General features: G+C 47.3%; 19 protein-coding genes. 6 read left to right on the top strand and 13 right to left on the bottom strand.

The window, feature by feature from the left end; all coding sequences use genetic code 11:
- Position 1: 1 nt before the first annotated feature.
- From LY387_RS20240 to LY387_RS20215, 6 genes are all read right to left on the bottom strand, one after another.
- Complete coding sequence (locus LY387_RS20240; RefSeq protein WP_234497649.1) at positions 2 to 1021, bottom strand: ABC transporter ATP-binding protein; 1020 nt, start codon at positions 1019 to 1021, stop codon at positions 2 to 4.
- Positions 1018 to 1758 carry an ABC transporter permease gene (locus tag LY387_RS20235; RefSeq protein ID WP_394150466.1) on the bottom strand — a complete coding sequence of 247 codons (741 nt, stop codon included), beginning with the start codon at positions 1756 to 1758 and terminating at the stop codon, positions 1018 to 1020. The genes LY387_RS20240 and LY387_RS20235 overlap by 4 nt, the downstream gene beginning before the upstream one ends.
- Before the next feature lie 82 nt (positions 1759 to 1840).
- Positions 1841 to 2734, bottom strand: coding sequence for an ABC transporter permease (locus LY387_RS20230; protein WP_234497647.1), 894 nt, complete (start codon positions 2732 to 2734; stop codon positions 1841 to 1843).
- Entirely contained in the window at positions 2731 to 3537 is an 807-nt protein-coding gene (locus LY387_RS20225) for an alkaline phosphatase family protein (RefSeq protein WP_234497646.1), read from the bottom strand. The genes LY387_RS20230 and LY387_RS20225 overlap by 4 nt, the downstream gene beginning before the upstream one ends.
- Positions 3538 to 3563: 26 nt before the next feature.
- The gene (locus LY387_RS20220; protein ID WP_234497645.1) at positions 3564 to 4637 is read right to left on the bottom strand and encodes an ABC transporter substrate-binding protein; all 1074 of its coding nucleotides are present in this window, start codon (positions 4635 to 4637) and stop codon (positions 3564 to 3566) included.
- A gap of 423 nt (positions 4638 to 5060) precedes the next feature.
- Positions 5061 to 5486, bottom strand: a complete 426-nt coding sequence (locus LY387_RS20215) for a septal ring lytic transglycosylase RlpA family protein (protein WP_234497644.1) — start codon at positions 5484 to 5486, stop codon at positions 5061 to 5063.
- A 212-nt stretch (positions 5487 to 5698) separates the two neighbouring features.
- On the opposite strand from LY387_RS20215, the gene LY387_RS20210 reads away from it, so the two are divergent.
- Positions 5699 to 6412 (top strand): UTRA domain-containing protein, encoded by a 714-nt coding sequence (locus tag LY387_RS20210; protein ID WP_234497643.1) that lies wholly within the window; start codon positions 5699 to 5701, stop codon positions 6410 to 6412.
- A gap of 16 nt (positions 6413 to 6428) precedes the next feature.
- Here LY387_RS20210 and LY387_RS20205 read toward each other — a convergent pair whose 3' ends face one another.
- Positions 6429 to 7244 carry an AraC family transcriptional regulator gene (locus tag LY387_RS20205; RefSeq protein WP_234497642.1) on the bottom strand — a complete coding sequence of 272 codons (816 nt, stop codon included), beginning with the start codon at positions 7242 to 7244 and terminating at the stop codon, positions 6429 to 6431.
- A 317-nt stretch (positions 7245 to 7561) separates the two neighbouring features.
- A complete protein-coding gene (gene pdxH / locus LY387_RS20200) occupies positions 7562 to 8200 on the bottom strand; it encodes a pyridoxamine 5'-phosphate oxidase (protein WP_042475029.1) in 639 nt (212 codons plus the stop codon).
- 357 nt (positions 8201 to 8557) lie between these two features.
- Here pdxH and LY387_RS20195 point away from each other — a divergent pair, with 357 nt between their 5' ends.
- The 4 genes from LY387_RS20195 to LY387_RS20180 all read left to right on the top strand — a co-directional run bounded on the left by LY387_RS20195 (position 8558) and on the right by LY387_RS20180 (position 14716).
- Positions 8558 to 9949, top strand: a complete 1392-nt coding sequence (locus tag LY387_RS20195; protein WP_234497641.1) for an HlyD family type I secretion periplasmic adaptor subunit — start codon at positions 8558 to 8560, stop codon at positions 9947 to 9949.
- 64 nt (positions 9950 to 10013) lie between these two features.
- Positions 10014 to 10670 carry a transglutaminase-like cysteine peptidase gene (locus LY387_RS20190; RefSeq protein WP_234497797.1) on the top strand — a complete coding sequence of 219 codons (657 nt, stop codon included), beginning with the start codon at positions 10014 to 10016 and terminating at the stop codon, positions 10668 to 10670.
- Positions 10671 to 10676: 6 nt separating this feature from the next.
- Positions 10677 to 12587: an EAL domain-containing protein gene (locus LY387_RS20185; protein ID WP_234497640.1), complete on the top strand. Its 1911-nt coding sequence runs from the start codon at positions 10677 to 10679 to the stop codon at positions 12585 to 12587.
- A 14-nt stretch (positions 12588 to 12601) separates the two neighbouring features.
- A complete protein-coding gene (locus LY387_RS20180) occupies positions 12602 to 14716 on the top strand; it encodes a type I secretion system permease/ATPase (protein WP_234497639.1) in 2115 nt (704 codons plus the stop codon).
- Positions 14717 to 14800: 84 nt separating this feature from the next.
- On the opposite strand, the gene LY387_RS20175 is transcribed toward LY387_RS20180, so the two are convergent.
- The 5 genes from LY387_RS20175 to LY387_RS20155 all read right to left on the bottom strand — a co-directional run bounded on the left by LY387_RS20175 (position 14801) and on the right by LY387_RS20155 (position 21112).
- On the bottom strand, positions 14801 to 16060 hold the full coding sequence (locus LY387_RS20175; RefSeq protein WP_234497795.1) for a carbohydrate porin: 1260 nt from the start codon (positions 16058 to 16060) through the stop codon (positions 14801 to 14803).
- Between the two features lie 110 nt (positions 16061 to 16170).
- On the bottom strand, positions 16171 to 17091 hold the full coding sequence (locus LY387_RS20170; protein WP_234497638.1) for a helix-turn-helix transcriptional regulator: 921 nt from the start codon (positions 17089 to 17091) through the stop codon (positions 16171 to 16173).
- 97 nt (positions 17092 to 17188) lie between these two features.
- The gene (locus LY387_RS20165) at positions 17189 to 18415 is read right to left on the bottom strand and encodes a dipeptidase (RefSeq protein ID WP_234497637.1); all 1227 of its coding nucleotides are present in this window, start codon (positions 18413 to 18415) and stop codon (positions 17189 to 17191) included.
- A gap of 136 nt (positions 18416 to 18551) precedes the next feature.
- Entirely contained in the window at positions 18552 to 19559 is a 1008-nt protein-coding gene (locus LY387_RS20160; RefSeq protein ID WP_234497635.1) for a helix-turn-helix domain-containing protein, read from the bottom strand.
- 134 nt (positions 19560 to 19693) lie between these two features.
- Positions 19694 to 21112, bottom strand: a complete 1419-nt coding sequence (locus tag LY387_RS20155) for an amidohydrolase family protein (protein WP_234497633.1) — start codon at positions 21110 to 21112, stop codon at positions 19694 to 19696.
- Between the two features lie 232 nt (positions 21113 to 21344).
- On the opposite strand from LY387_RS20155, the gene LY387_RS20150 reads away from it, so the two are divergent.
- Positions 21345 to 22337, top strand: a complete 993-nt coding sequence (locus tag LY387_RS20150; protein ID WP_234497632.1) for a 2-hydroxyacid dehydrogenase — start codon at positions 21345 to 21347, stop codon at positions 22335 to 22337.
- Positions 22338 to 22421 lie beyond the last annotated feature (84 nt).

The raw sequence follows: 22421 nt of genomic DNA, 5'->3' as shown, positions 1-22421 counted from the left end.
TCTAAGCTCTCACAGGTTGAATTTCGTTTAGGTTAAACAGCAGCTCTAACTGACTGCCAACAGACAGCAAGCGCTCTGATGAGCGGTTCAGCAAGTCGACAGTAAGCTCGCAATCATCTATGTCTACTTGGTAGCGAATCACGTTACCCAGCAACTGGTGATTTTTAATGATCCCAGTTCGCGGCGCAGAAATGTGTTCACCATACTGACGCCCTTGCTCGCGCACATAGATGGACTCTGGACGAATGGCGACTTTGCTGTTCACTTCCAGATCAAATAGCGATTTTGCTTGCGCAGCTTCCACCAGATTGTAGTGACCCATAAAGCCAGCAACGAACTCGTTTACTGGATGGGTATAAATGGCTTCAGGCTCACCTTGCTGGACAATCTCGCCTTTGTTCATCAAGAAGATACGATCAGACATGATCATCGCCTCTTCTTGGTCATGGGTGACAAAGATAGTGGTCAGATTGAGCTCTTTTTGAATGGTGCGGATCTGCTGACGCAGGTTCTTACGGATCTTGGCGTCCAATGCAGACAAAGGCTCATCCAATAGCAAGATCCTCGGCTTCACCACCAAAGCTCTAGCAAGGGCAACACGCTGTCTTTGGCCGCCGGATAGTTGGTGCGGGTACTGCTTCTCTTTGCCCGTCAATTCCACCAGCTCAATCACCTTGGCAACCTCGCGCTCTATCTCTGCCTTTGCCAGCTTTTGCATCTTGAGACCGAACGCTATGTTTTCTGACACCGTCATATTCGGGAATAGAGCGTAGGATTGAAACACCATGCCGATGCCTCGCTGCTGAGGCGCTGTGTGAGTGATATCGACACCATCCACCAAGACCTGACCACCCTCTACTGGGTTCAATCCTGCCAAACTGCGTAGTAGCGTTGATTTTCCGCAGCCACTAGGCCCGAGCAAAGTGATGAACTCACCCTTTTCAATCGTGAAGTCGATGTCTTCGAAAACCGTGTTATTGCCGAATCGTTTGGTAAGTTGACTAACAGATACGTAGCTCATGATTTGCCCTTTTGTTGTTGACTGCTAAAACGGCTGGCAAGCCATGTCAGTAGGAAGATAAAGAAAAAGTAAGTCATCACTAACGCAGAGGTGAAATGACCACTGGTTTGACGCATGTTATAGAGATAGATTTGCAGCGTTTCGTAACGAGTTCCCACCAAGATATTGGCGAACACAAACTCCCCCAATAGGAAAGAGAAAGATAAGAACAGCGACGCCAACAAACCCTTCTTCAAATTCGGAACGATGATCAAGAGAAACGCCTTAGTCGTGCTCGCGCCTAGTAAGTGCGCTGCGTCCATCAAGTCGTTCAAGTTAATCGCTTCGAAACTATTGGATATCGCGCGATACATAAACGGCAGCGCGATGGTGAAGTAGGTGCCAATTAAGATCCACGGCGTACCAACCAAAGGCACCGCACTGTCGGCATAAATCTGGAGTAGTCCCACTGAAGAGACCACGGGCGGTACTGCAAATGGCAGCAAAATAAGCACGTTCATCACTTTGTCGAGTTTTGGGAAGTAGTAAAACACCACAAATATCGCCGGTAAGATCAACACCACACTCAATGCTAAGGCAGCGAAGCAAACCAACAGCGAACGCCCAAATGCCGCAAGAAAGCGTGAATCAGTGAGCAGCTGAATATACCAATTGAAGGTAAAGCCATCAGGTAAGATGGTGGCTCCCCAACTTGATGACAGGGAATACACTAATGTCGCGATAATCGGAACTAGCATCAACCCAACGATTCCGTAAACAACGGCTTTATGATAGTAAGTACTAACAATGCTTGTTAGCTTTTTACTAGCGAGAGATTTGCTATTTTGAAGCATGATAACTCCTCGACAATAGCCACTGATTGATAACCGTAATGAAGGCGAGAATCGCCATTAGAATCACAGAAATAGCGGCGGCAAGATTCGGCTCTAGGAACAAATCGCCCGATACCAAACTCGCGATACGCACGGTAATGACGTTGTAGTTGCCCGTAGTCAGCGCATAGACACTGGCGTATGCGCCCATCGCGTTAGCAATCAAGATAATGAAGGTACCGAGCAGCGCGGGAGACAGCACCGGTAGTGCAACCTGAGTCCAATACTGATGTGTTTTCGCACCAAGCAGCGCCGACGCGGACTGCCAATCATCTTGCAGCGCATCAAACGCGGGATACAACAGCAGCACACCTAACGGGATCTGGAAGTAAATGTAGATGACCAGAAGTCCCCATTTACCATAGAGGTTAAACCCCTCGATTAAACCATACTGCTTTAGGAGCAGCGTAACTGCACCGTTCACACCCAAAATGATGATAAAGGCGAACGCTAGAGGCACGCCAGCGAAGTTACTGCTCATGTTAGTAAAGGCAATCACACCATCGCGCAGCCTGCTGTCGACTCTGCGCAGCGATGACACCAGCAGCGCAGCAATGGCGAGACCAATCACACTCGACCACACTGACAACCAAATACTGTTACTAAAGGCTTGAATCATGAAACTGGAATCAAATACCTCTAGGTAATTATCCAGCGAAAACTCGCCATCGTATTGAAAGCTATTAAAAAACACCCAAACCATTGGAGCGAGCTGGAACAGATAGAAAAACAGCACAAAGGGCGCGAGCCACAGAACGGGTTTAAAACGATTCCATAGAGACGCGCCTTGGCGAGACTGCGTGCTGCCGTTGCTAGGCGTTTCGATTACTGAGCTACTCATAGCGCGATCATTTCCGGTGAATAAGGCTTACGATGCTCAAGCCCAAGAAGCTGGCAACACAGCCCACAAAGCTCTGTTTGCTTCACGGTGGTTTCAGCATGGGTAAAGGTGTCACCAATGACAAACAATGGGACTTCACGCTCTTCGGGCAAGATGCCGCCATGCGAGAGATCGTCGTTCATGCCGTGATCACTGGTCACCATCACCTGATAACCTGCATCAACCCAAGTGCTGATGTAGTTCGACAGGTAGATATCCGCGGCGCGAGCGCTGTTTCGATATTGTCTCGAATCCAAGCCATGCTTGTGTCCCGCATCATCGATATTCATTGGATGGATCAGGAGAAAGTCTGGATTGAACTGCTGTCTGAGTGATTCTGCATCGAGGAACAACGCCTCGTCAGGATAGTGATCCCAATGATAGAAACGCCCATGTTGAATGTTGAGTGATTCATCATCAGTGAAACTGTCACGCACCGCATCATACGGCGCTCGGTTGTAGAGTTCGCTCACCCAGTGATAAGCGGCAGCCGCCGTTACCTTGCCCTGTGATTTGGCCAGGCTAAAGATGGATTCTTGATTCGATAGGCGGACAATTTGATTGTTAACTATGCCGCTTAAGACAGGTGGCACCCCAGTCAAAATGCACTCATAGAGTGGTCTCGACATCGATGGTAGCTCACACTGAATAGGGTATAGGGTTGCTTTTTGCTGCTCGATTAAGCCATTCAAGTAGCCCATGCAATCACGGGCTACTTGATAATTGAGACCATCGAGGACAACAAGAATGACCTTATTGCTCATACTTACCTCTTACTTAGGTTCTCAAATTACTGCTGATGAATAAGCACGTTTTCTTGCCACTGACGAGGCAGACGGCGCGCTGATTTTTCCCATGCTTTAAAGTCCGTCACAGGGTGCACGTTGCCGTACTGGTCGTTTGAAATCAACTTTTCTTGAATCGATGCAGGCAGCTCAACATTGGAGCGGATTGGGCGTGCGTAACCCTCTGCAAGGTTGATTTGGCCGCGGTCGCTAAAGATGTGCTCACGAGCCAATTTCGCTGCGTTCGGGTTCTTCGCGTACTTGTTGATGATGGTTGTGTAACCAGAGATAACCGAACCATCTTGTGGAATGTTAACGCTAAAGCGCGAACGATCGATTTGGTCACGGTAGTTCAGCGCGTTGAAGTCCCAAAGGATAGCAACTTCGACTTCGCCTTTTTCTAGATTCGCAATGCTTGGGTCTGTGAATGACAAGCGCCCCTGTTTAGCAAGCTTAGAAAAGAACTCGATAGCAGGCTTAAGGTTAGATTCATCACCGCCATTGGCAAACGCTGCAGCTAGTACGGCATTGTTCGCCTGTGCTGCGACACCAACATCACCGACAGTGACCTTGTAGTCACCTTCCAGTACGTCTTGCCAAGAAGTCGGCGCGTCTTTCACTAAGTTATTGTTCGAGATAAACGCGATAGTACCGGTATACGCCAGAGCCCAGTGACCATCTTTGTCTTTTGCCCAATCGGGAATGTCATTCCAAGTTGTTGGTTTATAAGGTTGTGTCACGCCCTTTTGTACCGCTACGCGAGCAAAGGCGAAACCCACATCACCGATATCCGCTGTGGCATTTTTCTTTTCCGCTTCAAACTTAGCAATCTCTTGCGCCGAGCTCATATCAGTGTCTTGGTGCTTCAAGCCGTAAGTCGACGTAAGGTCATTCCAAGTATCTTTCCAGTTTGCCCAGCTACCAGGCATACCCACACTGTAAACCGCCCCTTCTTTTTTAGCAGCCTCAGCAAGAGCTTGCACGCTGTCGTCAGCCATAGCAGTCGAAGAGATCGCCGCAGCAATCAAAGTGGCAGTGCCAAGTTTTGCGATACTTGCACGGTTAAACAAAGTTTTCATTGTCTCTATCCTTCTGGACTAGGTCAGTAAGTTCACTTTTTATGCTATTTCGCAAATGTGACAATTTAGGGCAGAGTTTTTGACGGTTTTGTGGAGGTTAAATGGCAGAAATGCGTCAGTTTGATGAAGGGATGTGCGAGCTAAGCGGGATAACGTTTTTTAGTTAGAACTGTTACCTATGTGCCCGGTCAATACCCAACGCGCGTCATTCCTGCGCAGGCAGGAATCTACTCGAGGCTTGGTGCACGCTTGAAGAAGATCCCTGCCTGCGCAGGGATGACGATGAAGTTAGGTTCGATGAAATAGCTTTGCGTGTCATTCCTCTGATCGTGCGCCTACCCATGGAGATGAACTTGCTCCCCACGCGTGTCATTCCTGCGTAGGCAGGAATCTACTGGAGGCTTGGTGCGCGCTTGAAGAAGATTAGTGCTTATACCTAAACGTATTACTATCATCAATCACATCAATCTTCACCGGTAAAGTACCAGCATTGATGTTCCCAATCTGCTCAAACGACTTACGTGAAAGATCAATCACTCGCCCTTTCACAAATGGACCACGGTCATTGATTTTCACATCGACGCTTTTGCCATTATTGGTATTCGTCACCCTAACGATGGTGCCGAAAGGAAGCGTTTTATGAGCCGCAGTATAAGCTCTCATATTATAGCGCTCACCACTTGCGGTGCGTTTGCCATGGTATTTACTTCCATACCAAGATGCTTGGCCAACAAGCTCATGAGAACGGGCATAACTGCTGGTTTTTGCATTATCGACGGACGCGGTTGAAGAACAACCAGCTAGAACTGTGATAACTAAAGCGATAAAAGCGAGATTGAGTTTTTTCATGTTGTTTGATTATGAGGTTATTAATTTAGTCGGACTGAGTTTTAATTATTGCTGATTTTGAGCGAAGCTGGGTTTTGATAACGTCATAGTTAAGAAAGATCTTAGAAGTGAGCAGGTTACGATTAAAGCGAGATGAGGTCTAGGCCTTCATAAAACTGTTACCAAGCTGTCGTATCTTGTTCATCTATACGCTAATGGACTAGATCACTACAATGAAACCCCTCACCCAGCTTGCGAAAATCAAAACCACCATACGAGAACAAATCTCAGGAAACATCATGCAGGCTGGGCAGAAGCTGCCTTCTGAACGTGAGTTGAGTGAACTCTTCTCCACCACTCGAATTACCATTAAAGATGCCCTTACGTCACTTGAAACCGAAGGCTTGATCTATCGAGAAGAACGGCGTGGTTGGTACGTTTCACCGCAGCGTATTCGCTATAACCCATTGTCCCGTAGTCACTTTCATCAAATGATTCGCGAGCAAAACCGAATCGCAGAAACCAAGCTAGTGAACGTTAGAAGTGAGATGGCAAGTAGCGAATACGCCAAAGCGCTGTCGGTTGACACCATTACACCGATTCATGTGATTGAACGACTGCGCTACATCGATGGACGCGTGGTGCTGTTTGTGGAGAATTGCCTGATTGCTTCGCTGTTTCCTAAGATATTGGATGAAAATTTAACCATGTCTCTTACTCAGTGCTATCAAGAAAAGTACGGTTACGAGACAAGGCGCTCTCACTTTGACGTGATTCCTACATCAGCACCTAGCCATGTTGCCAAAGCGCTCAATTTGGCAGAGGGGCAACCTGTGCTCAAGATCTGCCGTGTAAACTACAAGCAAGATGGGGTGTTGATGGATTGCGAGTTTGAGTATTGGCGTCCCGATGCCATGATGATTTGTATCGACAGCGAATCCCAATAATCAACGCGGTAGAAGGCTAAGTGAAGCGTTTGCGATATTGAGATGGAGAGATACCTTGCAGCCTAGAAAAGGCATGTGTGAAGGTGCTTTGCCCGGAGAAGCCCGTTAGCTCGGCTATTTGTCCTAGGTTTAGATGACCTTGCTCGATGTAGCGTTTCGCCGCATCGACACGCTTATTCAGCACGTACTGATGAGGGGTAATGCCCAATTGCTCTTTGAACAGCATATGGAACTGACTCTCGCCAAGAAAGACACTGCCTGCTAACTGAGCGACAGAAATCTTATGAGCAAGATGCTGCTCGATGTAACGATCGATCTGTTCAAGGTCGAAGCGAGTGTCCCGCAGCGAGGTTTTTAGCTCCGAGATATGACGCTGCAGCAGAGCAACCACTGTATCGTTACATGCACGGCTAAGCAGCAGATCATCCGGACTGCTTTTCATCTCTGCCACCAGCATTTGAATCAGCTTTTGGATCTGAATATCAAGCTGGAAGTAGGTTTTACTTTGCGATAACTCATTGATTCGTTGAAGAAGAACCGGATCGTCATCACTCGGCAATGGCATATTCAACACTAAGATATCAGGCTGATCAATCACACCACCGAAAGCATGATCAAGGTTTGATGTCACTACACAGCCTTGACCGGGTCCTACAAGATTGCCAACTCCGCCCACTTCGAACTCAGATTTTCCCTTAAGACCAATGACGACTTGGGTATAGTGATGCTCGTGAGAGTCCATATGCGAAGGCAAGCGCACGATTTCGGCAGGTTTAATGATGCTAGGTGCTAAGGAAGCATGATCAAGGATGTCATTGTTTCGTTTAACCATGTTTCCGACCGCCATGTAAGTTGAATTTCGATCCGCGGAGTATACCCATTTACATCCAATTTGGAAAAACTAATCGCTCTAGCCCTTGTGCGTGCTCACTTTAACGGCGCGCGTTTGCAAGAATCAAAAGCATGCAAAAAGGATCCTTACTTGATCAAGCTTCCGGAACGATGATCATGTTGAGACAAGTTACGGTGCTTGTAATTTGTACTAAATTCGCCTGAAGTTATAAAAAAAGCTGCGAAAACCGCAGCTTAGATAAATCTCGTTACTCAAAGGCAAAAGCAATTCAAATGCAATGCATATAGAAAAATGAGTTACGGCGCTAAACGTTCCGCTTCCCAATGACCCGTTCCATCCTTACTGAACAGAAAACGATCATGCAGGCGGTGCTCGCCACCTTGCCAAAATTCTATCGACTCTGGACGAATACGGTAGCCACCCCAAAACGTAGGTACAGGGATCTCACCTTTTGCAAACTTCTGCTTAAGTTCTAAGAATTTACCTTCCAGCACGCCACGAGCCGAGATACGGCTACTTTGTTTACTGGCAATCGCTGCCAATTGGCTTTCTTTAGGGCGGGAAGTAAAGTACTTCATGTTTTCCATCGCCGTCAGCTTCTCAGCCACGCCAGTGATATGCACCTGACGCTCTAGGTTGTGCCAAGGGAAGTGCAGGCTCACTTTGTTGTTGTGCTCTATCTGCTGAGCTTTGCGACTGCCAAGGTTGGTGTAAAACACAAAACCATTTTCATCAACGTTCTTAAGCAGCACGATACGTTGAAAAGGCATGCCGTTTTCGTCAACGGTTGCCACTGTCATAGCGGTAGGATCAGTCAGCTTGGCTTCCACTGCCTGCTCTAGCCATTTATTGAATTGGACAATAGGGTCATCCGCTAAGTCTTTGCGACGCAAACCACCTTTTGAGTATTCGCGGCGAATATCTTCAATTCCCATAACAACTCCTCACTTTTTTGTGAATTCTGCGCTGATATGTGGCAGAAAACAACCCGAATTCCCCTTCTGGTCATCGATTTTTGAAATCCATCTCCTAGTTTGTAATGAATTGGTGATGGGTTTTCGCTGACCAGACATTATTTCGATAATTCATTACTTTATATTCACCCCGTCACTGCTAAACTTTTGGGTAATAGATGAAAAGGATGTCACCCTCAGCGACAGGTTACCTACTGAACTACGCCCAATAATGCAGTATGGATCGACTCTTTCGTTAAGAAGAGGTTACAGATAGACAGTGTTAGTAATAGAATCAAAATATTAGTCGCATCCTAAACAGACCATTTCGGATGAAATATGGACAAGAAAGAATACAAAAAGGTGTCGGACGCCGAACTGGATTATATCGACGACAAAACCGCTGCTTTGCTGCTCAATACGCCCACCAGCGCCAGAATCATGCTCTGGGTCATGTTGCTATTTTTTATTTGTGCCGTGGCCTGGGCTGCATGGGCAGAGATCGACAAGGTGACCGTCGGCCAAGGCAAAGTCATCCCTTCCTCTCAAGTTCAGGTCATTCAAAACCTCGAAGGTGGCTTGGTGAAAGAGATTCTTATTCGTGAGGGCGACATCGTTACCCAAGGACAGCAATTGCTACTTATCGACGATACGCGATTCCGCTCAGATTTTCGTGAGCGCGAACAACAAGTACTCAATCTGACGGCAAGCGTTTTGCAACTCTCCGCTTCGCTAACCAGCGTGATTATAGATGAATCAAAATCAGGAAGTGACTGGCGACAATCTGTCACTCTCGATACCACTAAGCTTGCCTACCCTCCTACGTTCGAAGAAAACAATAAGAGCTTGGTTTCTCGCCAAAGAGCGGAATACCGACAAGATCTCAATGAGCTTCGAAACGAACTATCAGTCATTGATCAACAGGTCAGACAAAAACAGCAAGATCTCGTTGAGATGCAAGCCCGAGTTCGCAACCTAAGAAACGGCTACAACCTAGCTCGCGACGAGCTAAACATCACTAAGCCTCTAGCCGATGAAGGTGTCGTTCCAAAAGTTGAACTGCTTAAGCTACAACGACAGGTCAACGACACAAGACGAGAACTTACTTCAACGGAGCTTAAATTGCCGGCTCTACGCTCTGCCATCGAGGAAGCGAAACTGAGCCGTATCGACATCGCACAGAAATTCCGCTCAGAGCAACAAGAAAAACTCAATGAAGCGCAAGACCGCCTTTCCTCTATGACAGAGTCAGCCGTTGGCCTTGAAGACAGAGTGAACCGAACGGTCGTGGTCTCTCCAGTAAATGGAACGGTGAAAACACTCAACGTAAATACGGTAGGCGGTGTAATCCAGCCGGGGATGGATATCGTTGAGATCGTCCCAACTGAGGACACCCTGCTGGTTGAAGCCAAAATTGCCCCACAAGACATTGCGTTTTTACGTCCAGATTTACACGCTATCGTGAAGTTCAGTGCCTACGATTTTACAAAGTACGGCGGCTTGGACGGAACGCTTGAACACATTAGCGCGGATACCACTCAAGACGAAGAGGGTAATAGCTTCTATATCGTCCGAGTAAGAACAGACAAGACCAATTTTGGTCACGATGAAACCTTGCCGATTATTCCTGGCATGACCGCATCGGTGGACATTATTACCGGTAAACGCACGGTGCTGGATTACCTGCTTAAACCGATACTAAGCGCACAAAATAACGCTCTTAGAGAGTAAAAGGGACTGAGTGATAAAGAGTGAGCGCACGGAGCGTCTGCGCGCCAGAATAAAGTTTGCATTAATAGGCTGTGCCGCTGCGGTAGCAATATCACTAGCGGGAACAAGTGACGCCTATACCAAACAAGAGCAGCGTTGGATTAGCACGGTAACCAAGACATACGGAGACAGAGCTGGAAAACGAGTCCAGACCTGGCGCTCCGTGCTTGCTGGTTTACAGGGTAAATCTGAGAAGCAACAACTGGTTGGCGTGAACGAGTTCTTCAATCAGCTCAACTTTGTCGACGATATTCGCTTGTGGGGGAAAAAGGACTACTGGGCAACCCCGTTAGAGTTTCTAGGAAGCAATGCAGGCGACTGTGAAGATTTCACAATCGCTAAATACTTCTCGCTGCTAGAGCTTGGGATCTCAGATCAAAAACTCCGTCTAGTGTACGTCAAGGCGATAGAACTGAACCAGTTCCACATGGTTCTCGCTTACTACGAAACCCCTCGTTCTCAACCGCTGATCTTGGACAACCTAATCGGCGAAATAAAGCCCGCGTCTAAACGCGGCGATCTATTACCGATATACAGCTTTAATGGTCGCAACCTATGGACCATGAAAACTACCCAGGGCAAGTTAGCCGGAAAGTCGTCAAGACTTAAATTATGGAATGATTTGCGCAGTCGCGAGCGCTCATTAACGTTACGGAAACCAAAGGTAAATTACGACGAGTAAATAATTATGACACTATACAGACAGCTAGTGGTCGGCATGATAGCAGTATTTGTGCTGCTGTTAACGTCGGTGTTTATCATCGAATTCAACACAACAAGAAACTTCCTAGAGCAGCAGCAACGCTCGGAGGTAAACAACACCATCAACACGGTGGGGCTTGCCTTAGCGCCGTATTTGAAATCTCAGGATAGTGTCGCTGTTGAATCGGTAATTAACGCGCTTTTTGACGGCAGTACCTACTCAACGGTACGCTTGGTTTTTCTCGAAACCAATGAGGAAATCGTCCGTAGTTACCCAATTAAGCCAAGCGATGTCCCAGAGTGGTTTACCAACCTTTCATTGTTCTCACCAATCAACGACTCTCGAGTCGTGACCAGTGGCTGGCTGCAACTGGCCGAAGTTGAAATCATCAGTCATCCTGGCGAAGCATACTCACAGCTCTGGTCTGCTTTCGAGAGATTGTCTGCTGCCTTCTTAGGTATCTTTGCTCTTGGCCTGCTCTCCATTTCGTTTATTCTGCGCCGCGCTCTTAACCCTCTTCGCGCCATCGTGCAAAAGATGGAACAGGTTGCCAATCGCCAGTTTGGTGAGCCGCTATTAAGACCGAAAACCAAAGATCTGATTGCTGTTGTTGATGGCATCAACAGCATGTCTGCACACGTTGAAGAGTCCTTTAAACAACAAGCAAAAGAGGCGCAGAAGCTTCGCGAGCGCGCCTACATGGATCCTGTTTCTCATTTAGGTAACCGTGCATTCTTCATGGGGCAACTCAACCAGTGGCTGTCTGAATCTTCACTGGGCGGTGTCGCGATTCTCCATGCAGAGTTTATTAAACACACCTACAAATCCGATGGATACGAGGCGGGTGATGGTCTAGTCCGTGAACTGGCGGACTTGCTGTCGATGACCATTAACCTGCCGAATACCGTCATTGCGCGAATCTCGACAGATGAGTTTGGTTTCGTGTTCCCTAACATCGATGAAAATGAATTAAAATTTGCTGCCAATAGCATTATTACCTGTATTCAAGACCTCAACGCCGATCCAACAGGTCTTAGTAAAGCCAAAGCATCGCTGGGTGTGGTGTTTAATGAAGAGCGTAAGAATTCCACACAAATGCTGTCGGTGTTGGATAATGCGCTAACCAAAGCGAAATCTAACCCAGAGATCGACTACGGCTACATCTCAAGCGAGCACACGGGCGTCATCATGGGTAAACAGCAGTGGCGCGCCCTGGTGGAAGAAGCAATTAACAATGACGAAGTCACCTACCGATTCCAGTCAGCCAACAGCAGTTTTGGAGAGACCTATCACCGAGAAGTCTTCTCTGCGATTGAGAAAGATGGCGAGCGCTATACCGCTAACCAATACCTGCTAGCACTAGAGCAGCTTGATGCTAGCCATATCTTTGATGAGCACGTGATTATCTCGGTTATCCGCAAACTAGAACGCCAAGAAATGGCAGATGCTATCGCTATTAACATCACACCGACCAGTATTGCTCAACCAAGCTTTATTCGTTGGATCTCACAAGAGCTGGCTAAACACCCTAGCATCTGTGAGAAACTGCACTTTGAGATCCCAGAGACCTGCTTTATCAGTAATCCGCACCACACCGCGCTTTTCTGTAATGCTGTCCGCGGCGCTGGCGCCATGTTTGGTGTTGATAACTATGGTCGAAACTTCCAATCATTGGAGTATTTGAATGAATTTAGGCCTGACTATGTGAAACTCGATTATCTGTACACTCACCAACTTGATGATGAGAAACAGAAATTTACGCTCACCTCTATCTCTAGAACTGCCCATAACTTAGGCATTAAAACGATCGCCTCGCGAGTGGAAACACAAACGCAGCTGGACTTCTTGTCTGAGCACTTTGTGGATGTATTCCAAGGCTTCATTGTGGACAAATAACAGAGGCAGATTCCATGAAGGATCCGTTACTTAACTCGCTTATCTACATCAGCCGATACTACGGCTTAGCCAACTCTCCCGAAGCGTTGGTGAACGGATTGCCCCTCTCATCTGGCAAGCTTACTCCGTTCTTACTACCACGCTCAGCTGAGCGCGCAGGCTTAGTGGCGAAAGAAAATCGCGCAGACATTGGCGATATCCCCAGTATCGTATTCCCCGTCATCTTACTGCTTAAAGGCGGTGATGCGTGTGTGCTAAATAGTATTGACCAAGAGAGTAACGAAGCGGAAGTCATCACGCTCGAGTCAGGCATGGTACCCATCTCAATTGGTCTTGATGATCTGATAGAACAGTACACAGGTCGCTACTTCTTGGTGAAGAAGCAGTTTCGCTATGACGAACGCTCTCCAGAGGTGCTTAAAACCCGTGACGGACACTGGTTCTGGGGAACTTTGTGGGAATCAAAACGTATTTATCGAGATGTGTTAATCGCTTCATTGCTCATCAACATCTTCGCCATTGCTGCACCGCTGTTCACTCGATTAGTGTATGACAAGGTGGTACCCAACCTTGCCTTCGAGACGCTCTGGGTGCTCGCCGCCGGTATCTTCGTCGTGTTTGGCTTCGACCTCGTTCTCAAGTTGATGCGCAGTTACTTTATCGATGTGGCGGGTAAGAAATCCGATATCCTGATATCTTCAAAGTTGTTCAGTAAGGTCATGGGGATTCGAATGGAGTCCAGACCGCCATCGGTAGGTGCATTTGCGCGCCATTTGCAAGAGTTCGAATCAATACGAGAGTTCTTCACATCAGCGACCATTGCATCACTGATCGACCTTCCTTTTGCACTCTTGTTCTTGGTCATCATTTGGCTCATGGCCGGTAACCTCGTCATCATCCCTATTGTTGGCGTAGTGATACTCATCACCTACTCACTGCTCATTCAAGGTCCTTTGAGAAAGACCATTGAGGAGGGCTCCCGATTGGCGTCGCAAAAATACGCGAACTTAATTGAGAGTTTGGCAGGTCTTGAAACGGTAAAAATCTTCGGTGCACAAAGCCAATATCAGTATCGCTGGGAAGAAGCTGTAGCCCACATGGCTAACTGGAATATCAAGAGCAAGCGCATTACCGACGGTATTCAAAACACCGCGGGGTTTGTTCAGCAATCTTCCAACATCGGTATGATTATCCTTGGTGTCTACTTAATTGCAGAAGGCGAACTCACCATGGGTGGGCTAATCGCCGCAACCATGTTGAGTAGTCGTGCGATTGGGCCTCTAGTGCAGCTTTCACTGCTTTCGACCCGCTATAACCAAGCGAAATCGTCGATGACTATTATCGAGCAAGTGATGGCGATGCCCGACGAGCAAGAGGAAGGTAAGCGCTACATTCACCGCCCTATCATCCAAGGTAAGATTGAGCTTGATCGTGTGACCTTCCACTATCCAGACTCACCAATGGCCTCGATTCGAGATTTGAGCCTAACCATAGAGCCCGGTGAGAAGGTTGCTATTATCGGTCGTATCGGATCAGGTAAGACAACTCTAGAACGCCTCATCATGGGCTTATATCAGCCTACAGAGGGTCATGTGCGTATTGATGAAACCGACATCGCGCAGCTTCACCACGTGGACGTGAGACGCAACATAGGCTGTGTTCCACAAGACTGCGCCCTGTTCTATGGTTCAATTCGCGACAACATTACGCTCGGCCGACCACTCGTCGATGACCGAGACGTGATGGATGCAGCAAACCGAGCCGGTGTAACGGTATTTACCCAGCAAGATCCGGCGGGGTTAGAGAGACAAGTTGGTGAGGGTGGCTTGCTTCTCTCTGGCGGTCAACGCCAAGCTGTGGCCATTGCTCGTGCTTTCTTGGCTCGCCCTCCTATTCTGATAATGGACGAGCCCACCAGCTCGATGGATAACCGCTCAGAGCTGCACATTAAAACGCAGCTCAAGCAGCTCAAAGAATCAGAGACACTGGTCTTAATCACTCACAAAACCTCCATGCTTGAGGTGGTAGACAGAGTCATCGTAATGGAGAAAGGGACAATCATCGCTGATGGTCCAAAAGCTCGGGTACTTAATGACTTGAGAGAGGGCAAAGTAAGAGCAGCAAGCTAAGCCTCTCAAAAAAGCCCGCTCATGGCTTACCATCGAGCGGGCTTTTCGTTTTTAACAACTTTTTTATTAACAAATATCTAGAGACTAGAAAAAGACTCGAGCACGAACGCCAAATACCCACGCACTGCTCTCACTAGAGAATGCAGGATCCTTGATATATTGAATATCCGGCGTGATTTGCACATGATCGCCAAATTGCATGTTGTAATACAGTTCTGCTGCCACCTGCTCTTCTCCCGCGTTTAAGAAGGTTTGTAGGGTGTCTTCGTTCGTTTTCGACCAGTTAATGGCAAAGCCTAGATTATTGGTCGGTTTGCCCAATCCAAAGTACCCCATACCAACCGACAGAGAGCGGTCATAGAGTGCGACATCCCCCTCAGAGATACCACCACGAACAAATGGCATAATTTGTGGTGTCACAAATTGGCTCCATGAAAAGTTTACCCCTTTCCCAGACTCGCCGCCTATCACGGTCCCATCCTCTAATACCGTTGATGACAAGCTATGTCTAGACCCCGCATCCATATGCCAGAATGTCAGGTGTAGATTATCTGTGTATATTTGCTCTTGGGAAGCAGTCCAGCCTATCTCGAGAGTCTTGAAGTACGCCGCATCGGTACCGAAAGCGGTATTGAAACCATCAAAGATGTCATCAGACTTACCTTTCGCGTCCGCAATACCGCCAATCACATAAAAATTCTCTCCCAGCATGTGACCAACTGAGAGCGCTAACACACCATCATCAGGTAACCCCATCGCTCCTGTACCAGTAGAAAAAGCAAGATTAGTAAAACCAGACCAAGGGCTTGCTAACGCATAGACATCAACATAGTTAGTCACGTCTTGCCACCCAACAATAATCGTCCCTCGCCCATCACTGATTTTCTGTTTCCAGTTAAGATCTGTTACTCGGAACCCTTGGTCACTAAACGCTGGGGCAATCATACCGGCATAGCCGATTTGGTCTTGTCCAAGCCACGCAAAGCTTTTGGGATCAGTGTTGGTATAGCTGTGTCTATGTTCGACCTTCCAGACTAGGCTACCTGTGTTATCCGTACCGTGACCTAACAGGTTCCAAGTACCATAAAACCTTGCTACACCCGATGCAGCGTTGACTGAAGATCCATCCCCTCCACTGGGTGACGTTAAGCCCAATGAAAAATAGTCCGCTCCAAAACTAAAGCCATCCTCGGCAAGTTGATTCCGCCAATCCTTTTTTACTTCTGTTTGCTGTGCGATGGTATTTTCTACCGAATCGGGTCCTTCAAAATTTGCGGCAATTGCAGAGCCTCCCAATAATAGGCTTAAGACAGCAAGACATGAAGTAGAGGGCTTAGCGTTCATAATTAACGATCTCATTCAGTGGTTTCTTTCCACAAAGTCTAATGATTCAACAAGTCGTTATTTACCATTTTACGACACTTAGATTTATTCTTTTTATCAATCAGTTATGCTTAATTGAGATTTCTAACTTTCCACTGATAAGGCGTTTCTTTAGTTAACCTCTTAAATGCGCGAACAAATTGTGATGGAGCTGAATAACCTAACTGTATCGATAAGTCATGAATGGATATTTCATATTGAAGTAAAACACGCTTCGCAAAGCGAACGTTGAGTTGATCTCTTATGCTGCGGAAATTGGTTCCGTATCGCTGGAGGTTTTCTTGGAGTGTTCGAGGCGGGATCCCGAGAACATCGGCAAACTCACTCAATGAATAGTTCTGCCTGCCGATGTAGCCTTCAAGGGCGTATTGGAACGACTGCGCAAAGGTGAGTTTAGCTGGGTAGTTGAGTGCCTTTATTTTCCGTTCAAATTCAGAGTCCCATCGAGATAGTTGAATACCCACATTAGCTTGCCCAAAATAGATAGTTGCCGCTGACGCGCCATTCCATGTATCGAGGAGCTTATCATCATAGTTAGTAAAGAAAAAACCAGTGATGTGGGGTTCGTAGATTGCGTCTTGGATTAGAGACTCAAGAACCAAGAGCGCGAACATCTCCTCTTCAATTCTAGTGTAAGTCGATTCTTTAGCGGAATAGACTGATTGTAAGTATAGAAATGTCCCAAGCGGTTTTTTAGATACGTGCAGCCGATTAAAGCATGACTCACTAAACATCGCATCGAAGCTGAGCTGGTCGCTAGATTCCTGGAGCTTGGAAATGTGCTTTTTTAACGTGACGAGAAATAGTTGATCGCCAAGCAGAGTGCGTAGTGATTTAAGAAGCTCAGCAAAAACCACTTGAGGCAGGAAGTCAGCGTCAGAAGATTCGATAGCGTAGGGGAGCAAAGGCAAATCTCGCGACCCTTTTAGCTCGTAAAACAGGTTGAGAAAGTGCGTAAACGTCGCCTTCTTAACTAGAGGAATCCGTTCCATACTTGCCCCTTAACTCACTCAAAACTCATCTTGTCATCCCTGAGTACAAAATACGAAGTGTGAGGCAACGCCCCACACTCCATTCATTATCTATTGATTACTTCCAAGTTTGAGCATACACACGCATCAGGTTCTTACCATAGATTTTAGCAAGATCATCATCGCTATAACCCATTTTGCGAAGCTCATCCGTAAGTGCAGCGATGTGTTTAGACAACTCAGCACAGCCAGTCGCCCCTTTATCAAAAGCGTTCAGCATGTAGCCGTTATCTGCGTACGAATCTTTGTATTTACTCGCAAAAGCCACCACCTGCTCGACCGTTTGCATGTCGTCAGTGGCAATGCCGACATGATCCACACCCAATACTTTAACTGCGCCATCGACCATCATTGCCGCATCTTTAGGGGTTATGTCTGATTTCCATTGACCATCCATCATCCACTCGGTAAAGGTCACCGACACCACGCCGCCTCGCTCAGCAATTCGCTTGGCATCCTCATCAGACACTAAACGGTAACATGCCGCAAGACGATAGTCTTCGTCGCCCTTTTCGAGACCCAGCTTTTCCATACGCTCCGCGGTCTGTTTAAGCGTTTCATCGTTTTCACAGCCGTACGTAGAAGCCAATGGAGAATGCGATACGATCACCGGCACATCTGGGTATTTACTGTCCATGTAATCAAGTGTTGAGTTGATCAGCATGCTAGAGTTATGAGAAAAATCGACGGTAATACCGTGTTTAACCATCTCATCAATCACCTCTTTACCAAACTCGGTGATGCCTGAGTCTTGCTCATTCAACATAGCAATCACACCCGAACCCGTCGCCTCTTTCCCGTTATAAACCAGTTGCATTGAGCGGATCCCCTGCTCGTGCAATGTTTTCACTCGGCTGGCATCGCCTTCTAGCATCATGGTGCTCTGGTTATTCCACATTACTGCGTATGCCCCTTCGTCATGGGCACGCTGAAAGTCCTCAACGTTACGAACTCGAACAATGGGTGTTGTCGCAACATCAATGCCTTTCTCATACTCTTGCAGCGCCTCAAGATAGAGTGCCCATGTCGACTCTGAAGGTGTGCCGATGGTAATACTTGCACCAGTGACGCCTCGGCTGTGTGCCAAGTCGATGTAGTTGCCAAGCATGCGCTCTGATGTCCAACCAAATTCCGCTGGTGATGCAAAGAAATCTAGGACAATGGCTTGCTCAGCAAAGGCTTTGCCTTGTTCTGATGCCGTATCATGCCAATCTTTTGTCTCGATAGACGCCATCGCGCCGCTTGAAGCTAGGGTAATCATTGTCGCAAGTAGAAGCTTTTTCATGGTTCAGTTCTCTCAGTTAATCAGTAAAAAACATGACCGAACTCCGTTTCAGCATCTTGTCTGAATAGGTATGTTATAGAGAATGAAACGATAAAATGTGCATTTTACGCGGATGACTAAAATTGCAGAGATAGTGTTAGTGGCTTCTCGATAGTTTGCGATAAGCAGAAGGCGTCACGCCAGCAACACGCTTAAATGAACGGGTAAAGTGCGCTGAATCGGAGTAACCATAGCGATTAGCAAGTTGGATGATGGACTCGTCTGTCTCACATAGCCTTCTTTTAACCTCATCGAACACAAGCTGCTCAATAAAAGGTTTATAAATGATGTTCTCTGCGCTCAAGCGGCGTTGCAGCGTGCGGACGTTAAGACGTAAGATCTCTGCGGCGAGCTTGATGGGTAGCTTACCCATCGAGAGGTAAGGCGTGATGGCTAAGGTGAACTGTTCTTTAAAGCTCAGAGATTCGGTGACTGTTAAGGTGGCGCTTCGCCTTGGTGAAGAAACATGCACTGGAAAGTCGAGTAATGAAACGGGTATTTCTAACGCCGTCACAGGGCGCTCAACATAAAACTGCGCATGCTCTAGAGAGGGTAAACGAGAAAAGTCGTCCCTGTTTTGGCTTTGAATACCAATACGCGCAGGAGTCCACTGATCGTTCGTTAGGGCTCGCAGCACCTCTGCCATGCAGATAACCGAGAACATCTCGGCGTACTTAAACCAAGGCTCATTGACGCCGGCCTTGTCACGCACCAGCCACCAGCTATTTGCTGAATGCTGCAAATAGACCTTAGCTCCCGTCGAACGAGTTTGAAGCTGATTAGCGAAGGCTTCGAGTGTGCCCTTTAAGGTGGGCTGTTTCGACATGGCAGCAATCAACTCCGGAGCATAGTGCTCTCGGCAGGTTCTTAAAAATAGCCACCCCGCTCTCTCTTCATTCATATGCTGAGCCAAGACTTCAAAGAAGTTCTTCAGGGTTGATTCTGGCAAGTATTCATAATCCGTATCGGTATGGATATCGCTGGGAATGGTTGCCGCACGAAGCAAAGCGTAGGTGTCACCATCAATCTCCCCCAGCATATTGGCAAAGAATTCGACGCTTTGTTTTGAAACGAGTGAGAACTCCATCTCTTGAGTTTGTTTCATAAAATGAAGAGGTTAGGAATGGATACCTAAAGTGTCGTCAATCAGTCGAGTTTGGTCAAACCGTTTGAAAGGTAAAAGCGTGATTGCCGCAATAAAACAAAGCGCCTGACTGATAGTCAGGCGCTTTGCTCATTTTAGAGGGTGTTTTTGAAGATCTTACCGTCTTTCATGATGAGATCCATTTCAGTTAGGTGAGAGCCATCTGGTTTAGCATCATTGGTTAGCCAAGTTTCTCGACCACCAATCAACGTGATATCTTCAAGCGGGTTACCATCAATCAATAGAATGTCGGCATACGCACCTACCTCAATCACACCAATTTTGCCGTCTGAGTATGGGTTGATCCAATCTTCCATCAGCTCTGCCGAAATTCGGCCACCGGTTGATGTCATTGCTCTGAGCGCCGAGAAGTTACCGAAGAACTTCGCATTTAGGTAAATCTCATGAGAGATCTGCTTGGCACACATATCCGCATAGCCCACACAGTCGGTATTAAACGCTCGGTAGTCTGGGTCTAGTTTCTGTACGTTTTCAATGTAGCTGTCGAAGGCTGCTTGCGCCGACGCTAGCTTCTTCTGAATGCTTGGGTCTTGTACTACGGGCACCTTCGCTAACTCCGGTGAAAACGCCGTGAGGTTAGTCACCAAGAAAGCACCCTTCTCTTTAAACTTCTTGTGGTGGCTTTCATTGAACATAAAGCCGTGTTCAATGGACTTCACACCCGTATCCAACGCTTGGTGCAACGCCTTGTCTGAGTATGCGTGAGTCGCCACATAGGAGCCGTACGATTCAGCAATATCTACCGCAGCCTTGAGCTCTTCATCCAGTAGTGACTGGTATTGCCATGGGTCAAATTTTGACGACACGCCACCCGACTGGAACACCTTAGTAAACTGACCGCCTTGGCGATAGTTATGGCGCGCTTGCTCATGGATTTCTGCCACGCCAGCTGGCGTTGACATGATGGCTAGGATTTCTAGGTTCTGTGGTGAATCTGTCAGTCGGCGTGACTGTAAGCCGACATCTGAGTGTCCACCGATTGGCGCAATAGGCGCGCCTGAAACATAAGTACGTGGGAAATCTATTTCACCTTTCTTCTCAAGCTCAGTCCAAACGCCATCTGTACCACCAACATCGCGGATGGTACCGAAACCAAGGTCAAGATACATCTCGCCAAACCCCTTAGCATGTACGGCGATCTCTGACCAACGCATGTCGTTGGTACCAAGTAGACCTTTTGGCAACGCTAGGTGCATGTGCGCTTCAACCAATGCCGGCATCAAGGTTCGACCCTCACCGTCAATCACTTTGGCATCAGCGGGGACATCGGCATTACCTTGGGTAATCGCGGTAATTTTGTTGCCAGTAACAACGACAGAGTGGTTGTTGTACAACTTATTTTCGGTTCCGTTGAAAATATTGACGTTCTTAAATACAACCACTTGCGGCGCTTCGATGGTCGTTGGCTCAGAAGCTTGTGTCGGTGCCATAGCAGCAAATGCAGAAGCGGTCGTCAACGCGAGTGAAGCAGCAATCAGTGTTTTCTTAAACATGTAATACTCTCTTTCAATGATGTTGGTGTCTCAATGTGTGAGCACATAGTAACCAATCACTCTCACTAAAAACTGCCATTTGACGACACATGGGATCTTACTCAGTTCAAGCTCATCACTTCGCGTTATATACCCACACAGGTGCTCGGTTTATCTACGTATTAAGGGTGTGATACTTTGCTAACAGACACGCTCAACTACACTATCGTTAGCCCAAGAGTGAGGAATAATAATGACCAGTATTGTATTTTTTAGCGCCAAATCTTACGACGAAGTGGCTTTTGAAAGCGCGAAAGGGTCAAGACCATTGCACTATCAGTTCTATAGCTTTGGACTCAATGAAAAGACGGCCAAAATGGCAAAAGGACACGACGTCGTCTGTGCTTTTGTGAATGATGATTTATCGAGGCCAGTTTTAGAGCAGCTCGCTCATCGTGGTATTAAGATGATTGCTATGCGCTGCGCTGGGTTCAACAACGTCGACCTAGAAGCTGCGAAAGAACTCAACATTCAAGTGGCTCGCGTTCCTGCCTACTCTCCAGAAGCCATTGCCGAGCACGCTGTCGGCATGATGATGACGCTAAACCGCCGCTTCCATAAGGCGTTTCAGCGCACCAGAGATGCAAACTTTTCATTAGAAGGCCTGGTTGGATTCAACTTCCACGGACGAACGGCGGGTATCATAGGCACCGGAAAGATAGGCATAGCGACCATTCGTATCCTTCGTGGACTAGGAATGAACGTGCTTTGTTATGACCCTTACCCAAATGATGCGGTTACAGAACTCGGAGCAACCTACTGCGAACTCGATGGACTGATCAGCAAATCAGATGTAATTTCACTGCACTGCCCAATGCAGCCAGAAAACTACCACCTTCTCGACGCTACTGCTTTCAGTAAGATGAAAGATGGCGTGATGATTATCAATACCAGTCGAGGAGAACTTTTGGACGCATCTGCTGCAATAGAAGCGCTCAAACAGGGTCGAATAGGTGCTCTGGGCTTGGACGTGTATGAGAGTGAAAAGGAGCTATTCTTCCAAGATAAATCCAATGATGTGATTGTCGATGACGTCTTTCGTCGCCTATCGGCATGTCACAATGTGCTATTCACAGGGCACCAAGCGTTTCTGACCACAGACGCTCTCGAAAATATCGCAGAAACAACACTAGGCAATGTTGAAGACTTCGCTGCACAAAAGCGCTCTGCGAACTTCATAGACTAACCTTTGGAGGCTTAAGGTCAGTTAGGATTACAGAGCCAACAAAAAGGGAAGTCGATTAGACTTCCCTTCTACATTGCGGCCCTC

It is taken from the genome of Vibrio maritimus (genome assembly GCF_021441885.1).
GTDB lineage: Bacteria > Pseudomonadota > Gammaproteobacteria > Enterobacterales > Vibrionaceae > Vibrio > Vibrio maritimus_B.
Note: the sequence above shows the minus strand (reverse complement) of the source record. Positions and strands in the feature narration are given on the sequence as shown.

Bases quoted from the DNA above. Each gene is read 5' to 3' on its own strand.
- LY387_RS20185 (WP_234497640.1), top strand. From the start codon at position 10,677: ATGACACTATACAGACAGCTAGTGGTCGGCATGATAGCAGTATTTGTG.
- LY387_RS20150 (WP_234497632.1), top strand. From the start codon at position 21,345: ATGACCAGTATTGTATTTTTTAGCGCCAAATCTTACGACGAAGTGGCT.
- pdxH (WP_042475029.1), bottom strand. From the start codon at position 8,200: ATGGGAATTGAAGATATTCGCCGCGAATACTCAAAAGGTGGTTTGCGT.
- LY387_RS20155 (WP_234497633.1), bottom strand. From the start codon at position 21,112: ATGTTTAAGAAAACACTGATTGCTGCTTCACTCGCGTTGACGACCGCT.
- LY387_RS20240 (WP_234497649.1), bottom strand. From the start codon at position 1,021: ATGAGCTACGTATCTGTTAGTCAACTTACCAAACGATTCGGCAATAAC.
- LY387_RS20180 (WP_234497639.1), top strand. From the start codon at position 12,602: ATGAAGGATCCGTTACTTAACTCGCTTATCTACATCAGCCGATACTAC.
- LY387_RS20160 (WP_234497635.1), bottom strand. From the start codon at position 19,559: ATGAAACAAACTCAAGAGATGGAGTTCTCACTCGTTTCAAAACAAAGC.
- LY387_RS20210 (WP_234497643.1), top strand. From the start codon at position 5,699: ATGAAACCCCTCACCCAGCTTGCGAAAATCAAAACCACCATACGAGAA.
- LY387_RS20170 (WP_234497638.1), bottom strand. From the start codon at position 17,091: ATGGAACGGATTCCTCTAGTTAAGAAGGCGACGTTTACGCACTTTCTC.
- LY387_RS20175 (WP_234497795.1), bottom strand. From the start codon at position 16,060: ATGAACGCTAAGCCCTCTACTTCATGTCTTGCTGTCTTAAGCCTATTA.
- LY387_RS20195 (WP_234497641.1), top strand. From the start codon at position 8,558: ATGGACAAGAAAGAATACAAAAAGGTGTCGGACGCCGAACTGGATTAT.
- LY387_RS20235 (WP_394150466.1), bottom strand. From the start codon at position 1,758: ATGCTAGTTCCGATTATCGCGACATTAGTGTATTCCCTGTCATCAAGT.
- LY387_RS20225 (WP_234497646.1), bottom strand. From the start codon at position 3,537: ATGAGCAATAAGGTCATTCTTGTTGTCCTCGATGGTCTCAATTATCAA.
- LY387_RS20165 (WP_234497637.1), bottom strand. From the start codon at position 18,415: ATGAAAAAGCTTCTACTTGCGACAATGATTACCCTAGCTTCAAGCGGC.
- LY387_RS20220 (WP_234497645.1), bottom strand. From the start codon at position 4,637: ATGAAAACTTTGTTTAACCGTGCAAGTATCGCAAAACTTGGCACTGCC.
- LY387_RS20215 (WP_234497644.1), bottom strand. From the start codon at position 5,486: ATGAAAAAACTCAATCTCGCTTTTATCGCTTTAGTTATCACAGTTCTA.
- LY387_RS20205 (WP_234497642.1), bottom strand. From the start codon at position 7,244: ATGGTTAAACGAAACAATGACATCCTTGATCATGCTTCCTTAGCACCT.
- LY387_RS20230 (WP_234497647.1), bottom strand. From the start codon at position 2,734: ATGAGTAGCTCAGTAATCGAAACGCCTAGCAACGGCAGCACGCAGTCT.